The sequence below is a fragment of the Citrobacter sp. On2M genome, from assembly GCF_018035235.1.
GTDB classification, from domain to species: Bacteria; Pseudomonadota; Gammaproteobacteria; order Enterobacterales; family Enterobacteriaceae; genus Citrobacter; species Citrobacter meridianamericanus.
Genome location: NZ_WPCV01000005.1, coordinates 89,093 through 106,414, shown reverse-complemented (window position 1 = coordinate 106,414; position 17,322 = coordinate 89,093). Strand labels below are relative to the sequence as shown.

Annotated in this window: 13 protein-coding genes; 8 read left to right on the top strand and 5 right to left on the bottom strand. The window is 47.1% G+C overall.

Features of this window, described 5'->3' with window-relative positions:
• Positions 1 to 10: 10 nt before the first annotated feature.
• From galE to On2M_RS18445, 3 genes are all read right to left on the bottom strand, one after another.
• Positions 11 to 1,027 carry a UDP-glucose 4-epimerase GalE gene (galE, locus tag On2M_RS18455; RefSeq protein ID WP_187258883.1) on the bottom strand — a complete coding sequence of 339 codons (1,017 nt, stop codon included), beginning with the start codon at positions 1,025 to 1,027 and terminating at the stop codon, positions 11 to 13.
• Positions 1,028 to 1,094: 67 nt separating this feature from the next.
• On the bottom strand, positions 1,095 to 2,033 hold the full coding sequence (locus tag On2M_RS18450; protein ID WP_151224222.1) for a hypothetical protein: 939 nt from the start codon (positions 2,031 to 2,033) through the stop codon (positions 1,095 to 1,097).
• A gap of 247 nt (positions 2,034 to 2,280) precedes the next feature.
• On the bottom strand, positions 2,281 to 2,916 hold the full coding sequence (locus On2M_RS18445; protein ID WP_003037157.1) for a carbonic anhydrase: 636 nt from the start codon (positions 2,914 to 2,916) through the stop codon (positions 2,281 to 2,283).
• 260 nt (positions 2,917 to 3,176) lie between these two features.
• On the opposite strand from On2M_RS18445, the gene On2M_RS18440 reads away from it, so the two are divergent.
• Positions 3,177 to 3,668 carry an anti-virulence regulator CigR family protein gene (locus tag On2M_RS18440; protein ID WP_151218147.1) on the top strand — a complete coding sequence of 164 codons (492 nt, stop codon included), beginning with the start codon at positions 3,177 to 3,179 and terminating at the stop codon, positions 3,666 to 3,668.
• A 78-nt stretch (positions 3,669 to 3,746) separates the two neighbouring features.
• Here On2M_RS18440 and On2M_RS18435 read toward each other — a convergent pair whose 3' ends face one another.
• Entirely contained in the window at positions 3,747 to 5,495 is a 1,749-nt protein-coding gene (locus On2M_RS18435) for a sigma 54-interacting transcriptional regulator (RefSeq protein WP_151218146.1), read from the bottom strand.
• A gap of 380 nt (positions 5,496 to 5,875) precedes the next feature.
• On the opposite strand from On2M_RS18435, the gene dpaL reads away from it, so the two are divergent.
• From dpaL to On2M_RS18405, 6 genes are all read left to right on the top strand, one after another.
• Positions 5,876 to 7,111 (top strand): diaminopropionate ammonia-lyase, encoded by a 1,236-nt coding sequence (gene dpaL, locus On2M_RS18430; protein ID WP_151218395.1) that lies wholly within the window; start codon positions 5,876 to 5,878, stop codon positions 7,109 to 7,111.
• Positions 7,112 to 7,122: 11 nt separating this feature from the next.
• Positions 7,123 to 8,307 (top strand): YgeY family selenium metabolism-linked hydrolase, encoded by a 1,185-nt coding sequence (locus On2M_RS18425; RefSeq protein WP_187253074.1) that lies wholly within the window; start codon positions 7,123 to 7,125, stop codon positions 8,305 to 8,307.
• 66 nt (positions 8,308 to 8,373) lie between these two features.
• Positions 8,374 to 9,966, top strand: a complete 1,593-nt coding sequence (locus On2M_RS18420; RefSeq protein ID WP_151218144.1) for a D-aminoacylase — start codon at positions 8,374 to 8,376, stop codon at positions 9,964 to 9,966.
• A 78-nt stretch (positions 9,967 to 10,044) separates the two neighbouring features.
• The gene (locus On2M_RS18415) at positions 10,045 to 11,331 is read left to right on the top strand and encodes an MFS transporter (protein ID WP_047358943.1); all 1,287 of its coding nucleotides are present in this window, start codon (positions 10,045 to 10,047) and stop codon (positions 11,329 to 11,331) included.
• Between the two features lie 460 nt (positions 11,332 to 11,791).
• Entirely contained in the window at positions 11,792 to 12,406 is a 615-nt protein-coding gene (gene evgA / locus On2M_RS18410; protein WP_151218143.1) for an acid-sensing system DNA-binding response regulator EvgA, read from the top strand.
• Positions 12,407 to 12,410: 4 nt separating this feature from the next.
• Positions 12,411 to 15,653 (top strand): transporter substrate-binding domain-containing protein, encoded by a 3,243-nt coding sequence (locus tag On2M_RS18405; RefSeq protein WP_210905289.1) that lies wholly within the window; start codon positions 12,411 to 12,413, stop codon positions 15,651 to 15,653.
• A 74-nt stretch (positions 15,654 to 15,727) separates the two neighbouring features.
• On the opposite strand, the gene On2M_RS18400 is transcribed toward On2M_RS18405, so the two are convergent.
• Positions 15,728 to 16,354: a YfdX family protein gene (locus On2M_RS18400; RefSeq protein ID WP_151218142.1), complete on the bottom strand. Its 627-nt coding sequence runs from the start codon at positions 16,352 to 16,354 to the stop codon at positions 15,728 to 15,730.
• 280 nt (positions 16,355 to 16,634) lie between these two features.
• Here On2M_RS18400 and On2M_RS18395 point away from each other — a divergent pair, with 280 nt between their 5' ends.
• A complete protein-coding gene (locus tag On2M_RS18395) occupies positions 16,635 to 17,231 on the top strand; it encodes a DUF308 domain-containing protein (protein WP_151218393.1) in 597 nt (198 codons plus the stop codon).
• Positions 17,232 to 17,322 lie beyond the last annotated feature (91 nt).

The following is a 17,322-nucleotide window of genomic DNA, read 5'->3' as shown; positions in this document are numbered from 1 at the left end:
ACAGGGCATATCAGATGTTATAACCATTCGGGTTATTTTTTTGCCAGTTCCAGGTGTCACGCATCATTTCATCAAGGTTGTAGACCGCCTTCCAACCGAGCTCTTTGTATGCCAGTGACGGGTCAGACCAACATTCGGCAATGTCTCCGGGTCTTCTGGCGGCAAACTGATAATGAATTTTGGTCTGGGCCGCTTTCTCAAACGCCTTAATCAGATCAATCACGGAATAACCGACCCCGGTACCGAGATTAATCACCTTGTAGGCAGCGCCTTTGTTCTGGCAATCAAGCGCGGCTAAATGACCAGTCGCCAGATCCATGACGTGGATATAATCACGCACGCCGGTTCCGTCAGGGGTTGGATAGTCATTACCATACACCGATACGGTTTTTAGCTTACCAATCGCGACCTGGGAGATGTATGGCACCAGGTTGTTTGGGATACCGTTAGGATCTTCACCAATGCGACCCGATGGATGAGCGCCGACTGGGTTGAAATAGCGCAGGCAGGTAATGCGGAAATCAGGTTGCGCACGCGAGAAATCGGCCAGAATCTGTTCGACCATTAATTTAGAGGTGCCGTAGGGATTGGTGGTACCGCCCGTGCGTGATTGCTCGCTCAACGGCACGCTTTCCGGATTACCGTATACCGTAGCTGATGAGCTAAAAATGAATCGGTTAACGCCTGCGGCCAGCATCTCATCCAGTAAAACCAGCGTTCCTGTGACGTTGTTTTCATAGTAGGCAAGAGGTTCTTTTATCGACTCGGAAACCGATTTGAGCCCTGCAAAATGAATGACATCGGTGATGTGATGGTTGGTAAAAATGTTTTTTAAGGCCTGTCTGTCGAGAACATCGGCGATATAGACAATGGGTTCCTTTCCGGTAAGTTCCGCGACCCTGTCCAGCGATATCCGACTCGCATTTGCCAGATTATCGATGACAACGACATCATCGCCTCTTTCCAGTAGTGATAAAACAGTATGTGAACCAATATAACCTGCACCACCTGTGACAAGAATTGCCATACAGACTCCAGAAAAATGCTAGAAACCCGAACAATTTTCTACCAATGTCACCTGAGAATCCAGTGAATCAGTTGTGTTGCCGGGAAAGGTAGATGTTTCTGTATTTTACCATAAATTTATATGATAGTTTTTTTAAGATAGCCAACAGACTGAACTTATTGATTTTTGTATCATAAGCAATGAAATTATTTGAGAAATTCAGCGTATGAACACCGTCACTGTGGTTGATCGATGAATTGATTTGTTCGATCAGATTCTCATCAAAGTTAATATCGTTAAGTGTAACTAGTTCTTTGATATAGATAGATTTTCCATAAGTTTCGGGCGTGCATTCCTGGGTGAGGAAGTACATTTTATTATCGACAAGATAAGGGGTACCAGCTCCTCGATGATGATGATTACTCACCTTTAATGTAGGGGTGATCCGCTGCCACTGACCGTGAAGATGCTCTGCGGAATGAATAATTATTTTATTATCCATGGTGGTCGACAAAAGATAGCAAGTTTCATTTATTGAAAGAAAAATGTTATCTGTGACTTCGGTATCAGAGAGTAGAACTTTAATTTTCTTCCAGCGCGCAGGAAACTCTACCGACTGGAACAGGAGCACTTCTTTTCTTTCTGATGATTCTGGGATCATGAAGAGTTGATTGTTAATATTAATCAGGAAAGGGAATGACAAATGACACCTCAGGTCGTCAAATCCTTCAAGTTTCACATCATCAATTTCAGTTAGTTCACGATCAAGAATGCGGCAGCGGAGCGTGCCTTTCGAGTTGCGGAAGCTAAAAGCTTCATAAAAAACATACAGTTTGTCGTCTTTTTCAATAAGAAAAGGATCGGCCTGAAACGTATATTTCTTTTTTAACTGCTGCGCAGTAGATTTATTCAATATTTCCAGCGTGTTATCAGGAAATAAGTGTATACCATGATCCTTAATAATCATGATATCCCACGACTCATGATAGAATAACATGTTTATTATTCTTTTTATTTTCGCTTGCATTCGTACCTGCTCCTTTTTATCGCTTGCACCATGTATGAACAGCTACTTGCGGGGCAGCTCATGAGACTTGTCGCAATGTCGCAATGTCGCAATGTCGCAATGTCGCAATGTCGCAATGTTGTATGAATGTGCGAAAACCGCGTGGTAACACCTGCGGTTATTTTAATGTTAGTAACAAGGATGTTTTTTGTCCATAGCACCAAAGTAGGTAAAAATTATCCAGAGCATCCTTGCTCCAGTGGAAGAATTACTCGAAATGCACCTGCGGGTTTTCAGCAAGGGAAACGTAGGTTTTGCTGTTTTTATCCAGGGTACGGATTTCACCGCTTTCGATGTCATATACCCAGCCGTGCAGACGAAGCGCATTATTTCGCAGTCCAACCGCGACACAAGGATGCGTTTTAATGTTGTTGAGCTGCGCGATAACGTTCTCTTCCACCATGGCGTTAACTTTATCGATTGGGTTAGCCCAGGTTTTTTTCTCGACCACGGCTTTCGCGGCATCGGCATAGTGCAGCCAGTGAGCCACAGCAGGCATCGGATCCAGAGGCTGGCTATCGGCGATGGCTTTCATTGCGCCGCAGTTGGAGTGTCCGCAGATGACGATATCCGTCACGCCAAGTGCCACAACCGCGTATTCAATAGTCGCGGATACGCCACCCGGTTCCGGGCCGAAAGAGGGGACGATATTACCGGCGTTGCGGATAACGAAAAGCTGTCCGGGGTCTTGCTGAGTAACGAGTTCTGGCACCAGGCGGCTATCGGAACAGGAGATGAAAAGCGCTTTAGGATTTTGGCTGGATGCCAGGCTGCGAAAGAGTTCCTTGCGTTGAGGGAAAATCTCTTTTTGGAAGTTGAGGAAGCCCTCAATGATATGTTGCATAGCAGTGTCTCTTTTCTCTGTTTAAGCAGGTTATGATGAAGATCACACTTTCCAGTTTAACACCAGCCGACAGAAGAGAAAGACTTTATAGCAGTTCTGCAACATCTTTGGCTAACTTTTCTCCACCGCGGCGAGGCGAATAGCGTGATGTGCGCTACGTGCTTTCCCCCTTTTTTGCCAATAAATCGGAGTTATAGCGATAGCCAGTATTCACGCGATACCGTACATTTTTATATGTATCCACATTTTAAGGAATCATCATGTCCAGACTTCGTGCTTTAGCAACAGCTTTAGTCGCCGTTGCCGCGATGACGATGTGCGCCACCCCAGTATTGGCCAACCCCGGTAATGGCAACGGCAATGGTAATAGTGGCAACCATGGAAATAGTAGCAATCATGGTAATAGCGGGAATAAGGGCAATAGCCAGAAAAGCAATTCGCAGGCAGAACAACGTAAAAATTATGGTAAGCCGGACCATGTTGATAGTGACATCAGCTATAACGTGGCCAGACAGTATGCCGTCAGATATGGTTTGACGGGCTATAAGTCACTGCCTCCGGGTATCGCCAAAAATCTGGCGCGAGGAAAGCCGCTTCCTCCGGGGATCGCTAAGAAAAGTGTTCCATCCTCTATGCTGAACCAATTGCCGTATTATCCAGGTTATGAATGGCAGGTTGTGGGCGACAATCTGGTGTTGATTGCACTGAGTACGGCGATTGTCACCGCGGTAATTAATGGTGTGTTTGATTAAGTATTTTCGGGCTTAATTTGCTCTGTTATACCGATGAGAAGCCCGCGTTGTGCGGGCTTCTCAGTTAATAAGGAAAGCTTACAGTCCGTACAGTTTTATTTTTCGATAGAGTGTGGCAATACTGATCCCCAGTTCTGACGCGGCCTGTTTTTTGCCCTCCACACTTGATCCAAATCGCTGGATGGCATTTTCGATGGCGTCCCTTTTCGCTTGTTTCCCTTGGTTCGCCAAAAGTCGGGGGGGCTCGGTCATCGTTGTTTTTCTGCCGTCAGCCGAGGTGAGTAAATAAGGGGGCAGATGGCTGGCATTGATACCGGCAGCTTCTCCGCGCATCACAAAAATGTATTCGATGACATTGCGTAATTCACGAATGTTACCCGGCCAGTGCCAGGCATAAAGGCGGTTAATAACGTCGTCGGGCAGCTTCTGCGGTGAACGCTGGTAACTGACCGAAAATTCATCGGCAAAATATTGTGCGAGAACAGCGATATCAGCCCGACGTTCGCGCAGGGAAGGAAGTACCAGAGGGACAACATTCAGACGATAGAATAAGTCTTCGCGAAACTGATTATTCTCCACCATCGCACTAATATTTTTGTTAGTCGCGGCAATAATGCGCACATCAATATTGATGGTGTTATTAGAACCAACGCGGGTAATTGCCTTTTCCTGCAAAACCCTGAGCAGCTTGGCCTGCAGGTGCAATGGCATATCACCGATCTCATCCAGAAACAGACTGCCGCCGTTGGCCAGTTCAAATTTCCCCATTCGTCCTTTGGGGTCTGCACCGCTAAATGCACCACGCACGTAGCCAAACAGTTCGCTTTCCAGGAGTTGCTCGGGGATTGCCGCGCAGTTAATTGTCACGAAAGGGGCGGCTTTGCGTGGGCTGTTTTGGTGAATGGCAAATGCCACGACCTCTTTACCCGAGCCGCTTTCCCCGGTGATGAGCACGCTGGCATAGCTTTTGGCAATTTTGCCAATGGTGCTTCTGAGCTGTTCCATTGAAGAAGAGTGACCAATCAGCCGCACCTGCGCGTCTGATTCATAAGGGGATGGGGTAAGGGTACTCAGGTAGTCGTATGCATCACGAAAGATGACCATAGTTAAGCGATCGTTATCCAGCGAGGAGAGCGAAATTTGTTTGCACAGTACATGGTGTTTCTGGCCTTCAAGCGTCAGCCACGCTTCTTCATCGCCATACAAGCTGTCCCCGGTTATTTCAATAGTAAGCGGTAATCCCTGAACCTCGCGGTTAAGAATACGATCGGCTGAGTGATTGGCATGCCAGATAAGACCATTGCCATCAATTGCCACAACGCCGCGGTCCATGGCATCTATCAGACGTCGAAATGCGCCGAGCGTTTCCTGCGCACGTAAACGCTCCAGACATTCAAATACCTTACTGGAGATCATCACCGCGATTTGCTCAATAAAAGTGACAAATTTATCAATCTGGCTCAGTAACGTGTCACGCTGCGTCTGGGTTGAGCAAATAATGCCGATTACTCCAATCACGCGGTTGTTGAGAAAAATAGGTGCGTTCAAATCGAGCATTTCAGAACAGTAGCGGTGTTTTTCACATAACTGACAAAGCGGATGTTCGCCGGGGTTTTTGATAAGAACCGTTTCTCTGACCTGCAAAACGTGGCGGTAGATGTAGCCATTTTTTGCCACGTTCTCATTGAGCATATGCCGGTATTTACCGGTACCAGCGATGCGCATTAAAGATTCATCGATGATTTCAACGTCCGTACCGGTTATGCCAGAAATCGCGTCGGCATAATTGCATATATCATCCTGAATATTGCTGAGTACTGAAATCATGGTACTTCTCCGGCAGTGTGTCGTATTTCTCAAAGAAAATGATAAATAGGCGAACCACTACGGAAATGATTTGCGAAAAATCAATCTACTGCTTTGTTTTATTATGTTTTTTCTGTTTTATCTTCCTCGATCACACTATTTATCAACAGTGAGAATTTCTCAAATTCAGGCGATAAACTGACGCTGTAGTATTTTTAGTATCAATCATGGTGTTGCTTTAATCACTTGAAAATAAAGTCTTTATTAAAATATTTCTAAGATTTTACTCAAGACATAAAAAACTGGTAAGCATTTTGCTCTATTGGGAATACCGATAGCGTAAATATCTCTGTATTACCTTAACTACAGGGAATGAAATACCAGGACAATGAGGTTTTATGATGCAGGAAAACTTATCATTTTTTATCAACCAGACACCGTTTACCGAACATCCGAGCGCGCCGCTGGCACCGTTTAGTCGCCAGGAACTGGTAAAAGCGTTGAATTTTCACCGGTCTATTCCGGGCTATGCGCCGACGCCGTTATATGCGCTGCCGGCTCTTGCACAAAGGCTGGGTGTTAAAAATATCTATCTCAAGGATGAGTCTCAACGTTTTGGCCTGAAAGCCTTCAAAGCGTTGGGCGGGTCCTATGCGATGGCTTGCCATATCGCTGAATTAGTCGGCAAGGATATCAGTGACCTGCCGTTTGACGTGATGACCAGCGAAGAGGTGCGCCGCGATCTACAAACCGTTACGTTTGCCACCACCACTGATGGTAATCACGGTCGCGGCGTGGCATGGATGGCGCGTCAACTGAAGCAAAAAGCGGTGGTTTACATGCCTAAAGGCTCTTCGCAGCAGCGTCTGACGTCCATCCGTAATGAAGGCGCTACCGCTGAAATCGTCGATATGAACTATGACGATGCGGTGCGTATGACCGCGGAACAGGCACAAAAACATGGCTGGATTGTGGTGCAGGATACTGCCTGGGAAGGATATGAAAAAATCCCGCAGTGGATTATGCAGGGTTACGGCACGCTAATGCTGGAAGCGATAGATCAACTGCATCAGGTTGCACCGACGCATATTTTTGTTCAGGCAGGCGTTGGTTCGTTTGCTGGAATGGTTCAGGGAATGGTGACGGCAGCCTGGGGGGAAAATCGTCCAAAAGTGATTGTCGCCGAGGCATTGATTGCCGATTGTCTTTACCGCTCCGCACGTTCTAAAGAGGGGGATGCGATCGCGGTGGGCGGTGATTTACTCACCGTGATGGCTGGTCTCGCTTGCGGTGAGGCAAATAGTATCGGCTGGAAACTGCTGCGTGATTATGCCAACGCATTTGCCTCCTGCCCTGATGAAGTTGCGGCGCTGGGTATGCGCATGCTGGGTAATCCGCTGGCGGGCGATCCGCAGATCGTATCTGGCGAGTCAGGTGCGGTCACTACCGGCCTGCTGGCGCTGCTGATGACATCGCCTGAACTGGCGCATACGCGTGAACAATTGGGGCTGGATGTGCATTCCCGGGTGTTGCTGATCAGCACAGAGGGAGATACCGACCCGCAACAATACCTGAATATTGTCTGGGGCGGTCAGTACCCGGGCATCAACAACTCGTTTCCTGATTGTGAGAAATAACGGAGAAACCCATGTTATCTGCAAACCGTATTGATGAAGTCATTAGAAACTGTCAGGCGCTAATCCAACAAAAAAGTTATTCGGGTCAGGAAGGGGATGTGGTTAATGCCATAAAAATAATGATGCAGCATTACCAGTTTGATGACATCCATGTTGATAAGTACGGCAACATAGTTGGTGGTATTGTCGGTAATCAGCCGGGGAAAACGCTGGTTCTCGATGGACATATTGATACCGTACCGGTCAACGAAGAGAAGTGGAGCCGCAATCCGTACGGCGGCGATATCGAAGATGGCAAAATTTATGGTCGCGGCACAACTGACATGAAAGGTGCCGTGGCGGCGATGATCTCCGCCGTGGGTTTTTTTGGTCAGGACAATCAACGTAATTTCGCCGGCAAAATCTACGTTGCCTGTATTGTGCATGAAGAGTGCTTTGAAGGCATTGCCGCTCGGCTGGTCAGCGAGCGCTATAAGCCGGATTACGTGATTATCGGTGAAGCTTCCGAGTTAAACCTGAAAATTGGTCAGCGTGGCCGCGCAGAAATTGTGGTCGAAACGTTCGGTAAACCTGCGCACTCCGCCAACCCGCAGGCAGGAATTAACGCGGTGTACAAAATGGCGCAATTGATCGACAAAATTCGCACAATTACACCGCCAACGCACCCAATTCTGGGGCCAGGCATCCTTGAACTTACCGACATTAAATCTTCGCCGTACCCAGGAGCTTCGGTCGTGCCAGATTACTGTCGCGCAACCTACGATCGTCGTTTGCTGGTGGGTGAAACCAAAGAAAGCGTTATTGCCCCACTGGAAAATGCGCTCGCGGAACTTACCGCACAGGATCCACAGTTTAAAGCCTGTGTTTCCTACGCGGTGGGTCAGGAGTCTTGCTATACCGGTGCCACGATTGAGGGCGAGCGCTTTTTCCCGGGTTGGGTGTATGACGAATCCGACGAATTCGTGCAGGCCGCTCTGGCTGGCATTCGCGAGGCCGGGTTTAATCCAACTATCACGCAGTATTCATTTTGTACCAACGGCAGCCACTATGCGGGAGAAGCGGGAATCAGAACCATCGGTTTTGGTCCTTCGCGGGAAAATCTGGCCCACACCATTGATGAGTATATTGAGATCGAGCAGTTAACCGGCTCGGCCAGCGGCTATTACAGCATCATCCAGACACTCTATCGCCAATAACAATAAAGAAACCACCTCTTACCTTACAAGCGGTGTCGTAAATCGACATCGCTATGGAGAATAACGATGAAAACCATTTTCAAAAACGGAAATGTAATCGATGGGACGGGCTGCGACGGCAGAATTGCCGATGTGATGGTTGATGAAGGACGTATTGTCGCAATCGGCAAAATTGATGTTGGCGTTAATGATCAGGTTATTGATGCAACAGGTAAAATTATTTGTCCCGGTTTTATTGATACTCATACGCACTCTGACCTTTCGGCCATTATTAACCCCGCACTGTCGGCAAAAATTCGCCAGGGTATTACCACCGAGTTATTAGGGCAGGATGGTGTTGCTTTGGCACCGTTGCCTGAAGAATACATTCCGGCCTGGCGTAAAAATATCGCTGGCCTGGATGGCGATACTGACAAAATAGACTGGAAATATAAAAATACTGACGGTTACCTCAATCTGCTGGCATCGCGTCATCCGGCGACAAACCTTGCGTATTTAGTGCCACATGGCAACGTGCGTATGGAAGCCATGGGTCTGGATGGTCGTCCTTCCACCCGTGAAGATGTGGCGAAGATGTGCGAAGTCCTGGAACGGGAATTAAAAGCCGGAGCATTTGGTCTTTCAACTGGGCTTATCTATATGCCTTGCGCCTTTGGTGATACCGCCGAAATGATTGAACTATGCAAAGTGACGGCGAAATATGACGGGATCTTTGTGGTGCATCAGCGCAGTGAAGCGGACGATATTATCAACTCCACACAGGAGCTGATTGATATCGCCACAGCTACTGGCGTCTGGCTGCATATTTCGCATATGAAGGTTTGCGGTAAGAAAAACTGGGGGCTGATTGACCAGATGCTGGGCATGCTGGAACAGGCGCAGGAAGCCGGGATTCGTATCTCTTTCGACCAGTATCCCTACGTGGCGGGCAGCACGATGCTCGGCGTGATCCTACCGCCGTGGGTCCATTCGGGTGGAACGGACAAATTGCTTGAGCGCCTGGCCTCGCCTGAACTGCGCGCCAAAATGATTGACGATATTCAGCAAGGCATTCCCGGCTGGGATAACTTTATCGATTTTGCCGGGTTGGATCAGATTTTTGTCACCAGCGTGAAAACGGCAAAAAACCAGGATGCCGTCGGTCTGAACCTTGTGCAACTGGGGGAGCTACGCGGAAAAGATCCCTACAACGCCACCTTCGATCTGCTGTTTGAAGAAGAAAACGCCGTGGGGATGGTCGACTTTTACGGTACTGAAGAACATGTGATTAAGTTCCTTTGCCGCCCGGAGCAAAACGTTTGTACCGACGGTTTAATGGGTGCTGGCAAACCGCACCCGCGCGTTTTTGGCGCATTCCCTCGCGTGCTCGGTAAATATGTGCGTGAAGAGGGATGTCTGAGCTGGGAGGCGGCAATCCGTAAGATGACGGGTAAACCTGCGGAGGTATTAGGCCTGCAGGATCGCGGACTGCTGAAGGTGGGGTACGCGGCGGATATTGTGATGTTCGATCCGAACACCATTGCTGATAAGGGTACCTTTGTTGAACCTAATCAATATCCGGAAGGGATTGAAATTGTCATGGTTAATGGACGCATAGCCTTAATCAATGGCACTGAAAGTTATGCCTGTAGCGGTACGGTTATTAGAAAACAATATTAATAAATAACGCTAAACACGCATTGATTTATCGCGACCATTTATGGCCGCGGTAGATCACTACACCCTAAGGACATCACAATGAACCTACAAACATCTTTACCTTCAGGTAAACCAAAGACCTGGAAAGCAAGATATACCGTCCTGACATTGATCTGGCTGGCGTGGCTGCTCTCTTTTCTCGACAGAATGGTGATGAGCGTCTCGCTCCCTTATATCGGCAAAGATTTAAATCTGGATACGACCCAACAAGGGTTAATTATTAGCGCCTTTTTTATTGGTTATGCTGCGTTTCAAATTCCCGGCGGTTTGCTGGCGGATAAGTTTGGCTCGCGCAAAATCATGGCCATCGGTATTGCCTGGTGGTCTGTTTTCACCAGCTTGACCGGCGCCGTATTGACGCTGCCATTGATGCTGGCCGTTCGCTTCTTCTTTGGTGTTGGTGAAGGTTGCTTCCCATCGGCGTCGTGGAAGATGATATCGACCTATTTCCCGTCGAAAGAGCGTGGCCGCGCCACAGCGATTCAGTCGACGGTAAACACCTTAGGCCCAGCGCTGGCAGTAGTTGTAGCGGCAAGTATAATCGGGGCTTTTGGCTGGCACATGGTCTTTATCGTGCTGGGTATTCCGGGTCTGTTTATTGCGGCGGGCATCTACTTATTTACTCGTGATAACCCGAAAGATCACCCTGCCATTACGCAGCAGGATCTAGCGGAGCTGGCTGCTGACGAACAGGGGAGCCTACAAAACACCAGCGGTATCGCGTTTAAAGATGTGTTGAAAATGCCGGTGCTCTGGCAAATGGCAAGTATTTGGTTTTTGTTTGATATCACCTTCTGGGGGTTTTCAACCTGGCTGCCTAGCTACCTGATCACCGTTCGTGAGTTTTCTCTGGCAAAAACCGGTGTTATGGCGGCTATTCCTTTCCTGTTTGGCGCAGGTGGAACATTATTGGGCGGCTATTGCTCAGATAAATTTAAACCCCAGCGTAAAACGTTGTATGTCGTGACCTCGGTTATTGCTGCGGGTTTCCTGTATCTGACTTTCAGCGTGAGCAGTGCAGATATGGCAGTGGTGTATCAGTGTATTTCAGCCCTGTTCATGTTCTTCGCCATGGCGACATTCTGGGGCATTCTGATGGATACCATTCCCAGCAACATTATGGGACGGGCATCCGGTATCGTTAACTTTGGTGGGCAGATGGCGGGCGTTGTTTCTGCTCCGATCATCGGCTGGCTGATTCAAAGCAGCGGCGGAAGTTATAACAGTGCTTTTATCTTTATGATTGCCGCACTGTTGTGTTCTGCCGTCGTTACGCTGACCGTGAAAAGCTCGCATGCAATAGGGGCATTGCCCAGTAAAGCCTGATTAATAGCGGCCTCCCTGTGGCACTGCTGTTCCAGAGCCGCAGGGAGTTTCTCTCTAAATTCAGCAGGTTTTCTCTATATTTGGTCGGGTATAAAATTGATTTTTAGATAGCTATTTTTCATATACGCCCCCGCAGTTCTGATGAACAATATTCCGACTATATGTTCCTGGTTATTAAGAATAAATTATAATAAATGAGCGATTTGTCCTACACGTGTAAGAATATTCCTTTATATTGTGTTAATAGTTTGATATTTAGATAGGTTCAAGGTTTAAAATTTGTAAATTACAGTGTTGCGTTTATGCCTTGATCTTCGTTTTTATAAAAAAATGAATAAAACAGACGAGTAATTATGTTAGGATTTACCTGAAAAAGCCTTATTTTCATAAATCATAACGTTGAAGGCACATCTGCTCTATAGCCATCGCCTCTCTTTATTTATCGGGATTCTTACACGCAATGAACGCGATAATCGTTGACGATCACCCATTAGCTCGCATAGCCATCCGCAATTTGCTCGACACTAATGGTATTACCGTAACCACCGAGCTTGACAGCGGGGAGCAAGTGGTTCAAACCGTTGAAAAAATGAAACCTGAACTGCTGATTATTGATGTGGATATTCCGGGGATCAGCGGCATCGAAGTACTGGAGCAACTGCGAAAGCGACACTATGCTGGTGTAATCATTATCATTTCAGCCAAAAATGAATTTTTTTACGGCAAACGTAGCGCCGAATATGGCGCTAACGGATTTGTGAGTAAAAAAGAAGGTATGAATAATATTCTCGCCGCAATCGAAGCAGCAAAAAATGGCTATAGCTATTTCCCCTTTTCCCTTGAGCATTTCACTGGTTCATCTGTTAGCGAGCAGGATAAGCTTGATACGTTGTCAACCCAGGAAATGAGAGTGTTGCGCTATATTCTTAACGGTATGGATTACAGCACTATTGCCAGCAAAATGAACATCAGTAATAAAACAGTAAGCACCTATAAAAGTCGTTTAATGGAAAAATTAGATTGCTCATCATTAATGGAAATTTATGATTATGCGCAGAGAAATAAAATAGGATAGAGTAATGCTGGCACGCTTGTTTATTTTTTTGATGGTCATATTTACCATCGGGTTGTCTACGGGTGTAAGCTCGGCTCGGCAAGTTGAGCTAAAAAGTAACTATAATACCTCAGTACAGAATATCAGCTTGAACAAGGAAGAAACAAACTGGTTAGCGCATAAGAAAACCTTGGTTGTTGGCACCTGGTTACCGGAAGTTTCCCCCATTGTTTATCAAAATAGCGGTGAATATTATCGGGGAGTCAACGCAGACTATCTGGCGCTGATGCAAAAGATTCTCAATCTAAAAATTGTTATAAAGCAGTATGATAATGAGAAAGAAGCGTTGGCCGCACTTGCCAGTAACGACGTTGATACGTTGATAACCCAGCTTTCAAGGCGCCAGGAGATCGGCGGGCATTTATTGCGTACTTCTGCCTTGCTGACGACGTGGCCGACGTTGGTGACTTCGCTAAAAAACACCATGCTGCCGCTGACCTCCGGGCATCAGGTTAGCGTCGCGTGTGTGCGAGATAGTCCTTTTCTTGATGTTATCCAGGATGCTTTTCCTGAGGCTAAAGTTTCATTCTACGACGACGAATATCAGGCTATGGCGTCGGTAGTAAATGATGAGAACCAATATTATATTGGTAACAATATCACCAGCAGTCATTGTATCTCACGATATTTTTCGCAATCACTGGTTATTACGCACTACTTTGATCAGCAAGAACAATATAATTATTTTGTAGTAAAGGAAGACCAGCCGGTATTAAGAACTATTCTTGATAGTTTCATTACGTCAATCAGTAATGAAATCCATATGCAGGTCATGCAGAACTGGCTGAACCGCGGTAACCTTGCTTATCTGAATGCGCCTATTCCTTTCACTCATCAGGAAAAAGCGTGGCTGGAGAAAAAACACACTATTCGTATTTTGATCAACCCAGACTACCCACCGTATACTCTGGTCGATCGCAGCGGGGAGCTTCGCGGTATTCTTGGTGATTTGCTGAATATTGTTCATCTGCAAACGGGTCTCGATTTTGAACCTATTTTAGCTGATTCCAAAAGCGAACAGATGAAAATAATCAGCGGTGAAGACTGGGATATGTATCCCACCATTACGCTGACTACGCAAAATCAGCGAAATTCTACCTTTAGCGATCCGCTGATGAATGTTGCATTTGTGATGATCACTTCCCGCGAGGAAGCAGCCGACTCGCTACTGAATAAACCGATCCGTATTGCGTTGCCCGCCGGACATGCATTGGAAAGTGATTTGAGACAACGCTATCCCCAGGCCGCCTGGGTGGATGCTGATACAGGCAGCGTCGCGATGTCTATGCTCAGGGAGGGTAAGGTTGACGCGGCGATCGCTACCGAATTGTCGGCAAGGTACATGGTCGATCATTACTACCAGAAAAATATGCACTTTTTTAGGCTTCCGGATATGCCTGGCGCCTCCGTGAGCTTTGCAGTTTCTCCCCGCGAGCCCATGTTGAAGTCTGTTATGGATAAAGCGCTCCAGGCCATTCCGCCGCGTGAGATTTTGCAGATGACGGAGAAGTGGTCGAAAATTTCTAATACGCAGGTCGATATCTGGAGTCGATATAGCAAACAGTTCTATCAACTGGTGGTGTTTGCGCTTTTGCTGATAGCGGTTAGCCTGATCTGGGGGATTTCACTCTCTCGTGAGGTAAATAAAAGAAAACAATCTCAGCGGCTATTGGAAGAACAACTTCATCTCAAAGAGGCTTTATCTCAAGAGCTGGAGATCGAAAAGAACAAAGCGATTGAAGCGACCAAGGCCAAAAGCCGTTTTCTTGCGAGCATGAGCCATGAATTGCGTACCCCAGTAAGCTCTATTGTTGGCTTTCTGGAATTACTGTCGAGTTCAGAACTCAGTCCGGCGCAGCGAAAAGAGGCGATTGCCCTTACCGGGGCGACGGCTCAGTCCTTGCTTGGGCTGATCGGTAAGATTCTGGACGTGGATAAGATTGAGTCTGGTAAATACCAGGTTGTTCCTCAATGGACGGATCTCTCACAGCTCCTTGCATTGCAGTGCCACTCTTTTGATGCTTTAGCCAGACAGAAAGGCATAACGCTTGCTTGCACGAGCCAATTGCCGGCAAACGAGCGGGTATTTGTCGACCAACAGGCTTTGCGGCAAATTATTACCAACCTCGTGGGCAATGCGCTGAAGTTTACCGAACAGGGGAGTATTCATGTGACGGCCCGTTTGACGCCTGACGAGGAGAATCACGGTACCCTGATCATCACCATTAGCGACACAGGTTGCGGGATTAGCGAAGAGGAGCAGGCTGGGCTGTTTCATCGTTACGCTCAAGGGTGTTGCGGACGTCAGCAAACGGGGTCTGGTCTGGGATTATTTATCTGCAAAGAGCTGGTGACGCTGATGGGCGGCACGCTGGAGCTGATGAGTATCCCGTCGCAAGGAACCACGTTTACCATAACGCTGCCGGTCGAGACTGCCCGCCAGTCGGTTGTACCGGATGGCGACACGCCAGGTACTCTGTTGCCGCTGCCGTGTCTGTCTATTTTGATAGCCGATGACAACCCAACTAATCGCCTGCTGCTTAAGCGACAGCTGAACACCATTGGTTACAGTGTGGATGAAGCCTGTGATGGTGAGGAAGCTGAAGCCAAACTGGCTAAAAAATCATACGATCTGTTGATAACTGATGTGAATATGCCGAAGAAGGACGGGTTTGATCTCGCGGCTTCGCTACGTCAGCAGCAGCCCCATTTACAAATCTGGGGGCTGACGGCAAGTGCACTTCCGCAGTCTCGCGATCGATGTCTGCAAAACGGAATGAATTTATGTCTGTTTAAGCCCGTGTCTATTCAGACCCTGACGCATGAATTGAGTAAAATCGAAACCGGTTATTCGTCTCCTGGTGCAATCCGACATCTGAAATTCAATGTCTTGACGGAAAATACCGGCGGCGATCGCACGTTAATGAACGAGATACTCGAAACATTTCGTGAGGCCACGCTCAGCGATCTACAGGCGGCAGAGAAAGCCGTTAGGGAAGATGAACCTCAGCTGTTTTTGCGCGCCCTGCACCGGCTGCATGGTTCAGCGCAAATTCTGGGGATTACCGCGCTTCAGACGCTATGCAAACCTTTTGAATCTATGCGACATGAGGATATTCCTCTGGCGGTATGTCAGGAAGCATTACAAAAGATTGTTGCTGTGATGCGGGAAATTGAGATTGAGATCGACAGTCTGATTAGCCATTAACCCTCCCGCTCGGGTAGCCGTAGCTGCCCGGGCAGGAGAGAAAGTCCTGGTTCAACACGCCGTAGTGCTGAGTATTACTGGCCTGCGCCCAGCATCTCGCTATCGATCACAATGCCTTCTTCAGCACCCTTTAACACAAGGTTTGCTTCATAGTATTTACCTGAAGACAGCAGTTTCTGCGCGCTGGTAACGGCTTTACGCGTCTGATTCAGGGGCATCAGATATTGAGTCTGAAGTACGCTGATACCAGCCAGTTGCAAAGTATCTACTGCACCTTTCCAGTCGCCTTTGGCCATTTTGCCATTCGCTGTTTTGATTGCAGATTCTTTGGCCGGAGTAGCAATATAATCTTCTGACAGCGCAACCGTCGCATTGATGACCACGTACTGATCGTCAATCATCTTGGCTTTAGGCGCAGCCTTTACAAATTTCGCCCAGTCGTGGCTGTCACCTGCCAACAGGGAAGCGGCGTCATCTGTTAATTTTTTAGCACTGTCAGGCTGTCCATGAAACAGAGCCAGACGGGCAAGCTGAATATCACGCATCGCATTTGCACCTTGTACCGCGACCTGCATAATATCGGCAGCTTCTTTTTGTACATTTGCTGTAGCAGTTTGTGCCGGAGTGGTAGTGGTCGCTGCCATTACCGGTGCTGAACCCATCATGGTTGCTAGCAGACCCGCAAGAATAATCTTTTTCATTACTTTCTCCTGAATAAAGTTGGTATATGTCACCAAACGAAATAAGCATATTAAATAAATTAAATGAGAGGAATCAGAGCCAGGAAGGAATAATGAGCGTTTAATCTTACAGATGTCAGACGTCTGACGTGTGTAGGATTTTACGGATAACGGATTTCCTTTATTCTTATATACGAATCCTGAGTGGAAGTCTTATCATTCCATGGTAATTGATATGTATCAACTGAGTATTATTCTTTTATTTGCAGGTTACATTGCATTGCTATGTGACGGAGGATGTATGTTTGTTTTTAACCAGCGCAGCCTGAAAGCGTTCAATGAAAAAACACTATTTCACTATAAAAGACACGCCACGATCATGGCAGTGCTGTTATTGATTTGCGGCATCTGCTGCTTAATCTATCCAATCGCCGCAGGCGTTTACTTAAGCTATGCCACAGGTTTTATGTTCCTGGTATGTGGCTTCTATTCTATTTATAGCCTGTTCAGCGCGGGTAAAAAACAGTTGAAAGCCAGATTCACTTACGCCTTTTTTGCTATGGCGTGGTTACTGTTGGGATACTGTTTCCTTGTTAATCCGGTGATTGGCATGAATTCGCTGGCAATGGTTTTTTGCTGCCTGTTTATTCTCGGCGGTATATTCCGTGTTGCTTCCGGTGTCAAAATGTTCCGCAGTCCGGGCTATGGATGGAATATCTTTATTGGTATTTTTGACCTGCTTATTGCTGGCGCGTGGCTGAATATGGATCCTGACAGATCTTATGTGTTTACCTCCATCTTTATTGGTGTGGAGATGATCTTTAGTTCTTTGGCTTTTATCAGTCTGCGCAGAAATACGACCTTGGCACAAACTGATAAACTCGCTGATAAAAATTAATGCGCCCCTGGAGTGCATTTTGAGTGTTAAAATGTGTCATCAACATCCTGATGCTAAATTGGGTGAACTGGCTGTAAATCTGCAGGATACC